Below are 2,044 nucleotides of genomic sequence, written 5' to 3' on the forward strand. Positions count from 1 at the left end.
CGCGCACGGAGCGCCGGAACTGTTCACGAGTTGGGCGTGTCGCCGGGGAGGTGGCCGGCGCGGTGACCGCCGGTCCAGTCCTCCGACGTCGGCGCGTCGCTCGTTCCGCCGAGGATGTTCAGTTGCGGAACCTCGCGGAGTGACCGCTTCATCTCGGCGAATCCGGGGAAGGCCGCGAGCGTCGTGACGGCGTCCCAGAGTGGGACCGCCTCGGCGTCGGTGGGGACCCGGGAGATCACCGGTCCGAAGAACGAGAGCCCGTCAGGTGGCTGGAACGTGATGATCGGCGTGCCGACGTCGCGGCCCGTCCGGCTGAGGGCCAGTTCGGTCTCGTCGTCGAGCATCGCGTCCCACGACGTGTCGTCGAGCGCGTCGGCGTACGTCGTCGGCAGGCCGGCGGTCTCGAGCACGTCGACGACGTGATCGGTGGTGCTCAGCTCGGATCGCATGTCGGTTCCCTCCGGCCGGTCCCAGTAGCTCTCGCCGTACGCGGCGACGAGCTTGCCGAGCGGATCACGACCGAGGTCGTCGCGCACTGCGGCCGCGACGCGCAACATCCGGAGTCCAGCGGTGTGTCCGCGCTCGTACTCCGGTGGGAACTCGGTCGCGTAGTCCTTGTGCTTGTTCAGGAGGCGCAGCGAGATGAACCGCCAATCGACGGCGTAGTCGCTCTGTGCGGCCACCTTCGCGACCCAGCGCGAGGTGATCCACGCGAACGGACAGACCGGGTCCCAGAAGAACTCGATGTCGTAGCCGGGCTCCGAGGACGGAGCGGTGGTGGGGGTGGTGGGCATGAAGGGGGCTCCCGTTCGTTTCGTGGTGGTCGGATCGATGGTGGCACATCGTGCGGGTGAGGTTCGCGGCGCCCTCGGTTCGTTCCTCCTGCTGCTCGGCATCGCTCAGCTCGACGCCCTCTTCGAATCCGGCGGCGTGTCGTCGGCGGATTGAGCGGGCGGGCACAATGGGACCGACGACCCCCGACGACCAGGAGTGCCACCAGGATGAATGACACCGACGCCATCGACTTCGCCCTCTTCGTCTTCCGGTGCGGTCTCGGTGCGGTGATGCTCGCGCACGGGATCAACCACATCTGGGGCGGCGGCAAGATCGAGGGAACGGCGGGCTGGTTCGGGTCGATGGGAATGAAGCCGCCGCTCGTTCAAGCGTGGCTCGCCAGCCTCACCGAAATCGGTGCCGGTGTCGCTCTCGTGCTCGGGCTGCTCACACCGCTCGGCGGCGCGGGACTGGTCGGAACGATGACGGTCGCGTTCGTCATCAACCACCGCGGTAACGGCTTCTTCATCTTCCGCCCGGGGGAAGGCTGGGAGTACGTGATGACCCTCGCCCTGTGCGGAATGGCGATCGGCACGATCGGACCGGGTGGGTGGTCACTCGACCGGGCGTTCGGCATCGATGACGACCTCGTCGGCTGGACCGGTCTCGCGCTCTCCGCCGGTGCCGGACTCGTCGGTGCCGGACTCCTGCTCGCCACCTGCTGGCGCCCGCCGCCTGCCGACTGACCGCCCGATCTCGCCCGCCCGCGGCCCCACCGGACCATCCGGTGTCTGACACCGGATGGTCCACCGGATGGCGGAGCTGGGTCGAGCGATACCGTGGCCGTCGTGGGAGTCGTCGCGTCGATCCTGATCGGTGCGGTGTTCGTGTTCTCCGGTGGCTCGAAGCTGGTCGACCGGGAGATCTGGTTGCGTCAGTCGTCCGATCTCGGTGTCGTTCCGTGGCTCGCACGGCTCGTGCCGTGGTACGAGCTGGTCGTGGGTGCGCTGTTGCTGAGCGGCGTCGCCCGACCCTGGCCCGCCGTCGTCGCGGTCGCAACGTTGGTCGTGTTCACGGTGTTCATCCTCCGACGACTCCGCGACGGGGACCGACCACCGTGCGCGTGCTTCGGAGCGCGGTCCAGCCGCCCGCTCGGACGTGGCCAGGTCGCGCGCAACGCGGGGCTGATCGTCGTCGCCCTGCTCGCGACCCTCGCGACCTGACCTGGTTCGCAATTGCCGTTCTCGTGAACAGTTCGCGCACGGAGCGC

The 2,044-nt window shown here is 68.8% G+C and carries 4 protein-coding genes; 3 read left to right on the plus strand and 1 reads right to left on the minus strand.

The window, feature by feature from the left end; translation table 11 throughout:
- Positions 1 to 23: 23 nt before the first annotated feature.
- Positions 24 to 794: a mycothiol-dependent nitroreductase Rv2466c family protein gene (locus ON45_RS20665; RefSeq protein WP_051063509.1), complete on the minus strand. Its 771-nt coding sequence runs from the start codon at positions 792 to 794 to the stop codon at positions 24 to 26.
- On the opposite strand from ON45_RS20665, the gene ON45_RS23385 reads away from it, so the two are divergent.
- From ON45_RS23385 to ON45_RS20675, 3 genes are all read left to right on the plus strand, one after another.
- Positions 793 to 948 (plus strand): hypothetical protein, encoded by a 156-nt coding sequence (locus tag ON45_RS23385; RefSeq protein ID WP_158412563.1) that lies wholly within the window; start codon positions 793 to 795, stop codon positions 946 to 948. The genes ON45_RS20665 and ON45_RS23385 overlap by 2 nt on opposite strands.
- 53 nt (positions 949 to 1,001) lie before the next feature.
- Positions 1,002 to 1,520: a DoxX family protein gene (locus ON45_RS20670; protein ID WP_040496729.1), complete on the plus strand. Its 519-nt coding sequence runs from the start codon at positions 1,002 to 1,004 to the stop codon at positions 1,518 to 1,520.
- A 102-nt stretch (positions 1,521 to 1,622) separates the two neighbouring features.
- Positions 1,623 to 1,997, plus strand: a complete 375-nt coding sequence (locus ON45_RS20675) for a MauE/DoxX family redox-associated membrane protein (RefSeq protein ID WP_158412566.1) — start codon at positions 1,623 to 1,625, stop codon at positions 1,995 to 1,997.
- The last annotated feature ends 47 nt before the right edge of the window (positions 1,998 to 2,044 follow it).

Source organism: Ilumatobacter nonamiensis YM16-303 (assembly GCF_000350145.1).
GTDB lineage: Bacteria > Actinomycetota > Acidimicrobiia > Acidimicrobiales > Ilumatobacteraceae > Ilumatobacter_A > Ilumatobacter_A nonamiensis.

Excerpts from the sequence above, each read along its gene's own strand:
- ON45_RS23385 (WP_158412563.1), top strand. The coding sequence starts at position 793 with ATGAAGGGGGCTCCCGTTCGTTTCGTGGTGGTCGGATCGATGGTGGCA.
- ON45_RS20665 (WP_051063509.1), bottom strand. The coding sequence starts at position 794 with ATGCCCACCACCCCCACCACCGCTCCGTCCTCGGAGCCCGGCTACGAC.
- ON45_RS20670 (WP_040496729.1), top strand. The coding sequence starts at position 1,002 with ATGAATGACACCGACGCCATCGACTTCGCCCTCTTCGTCTTCCGGTGC.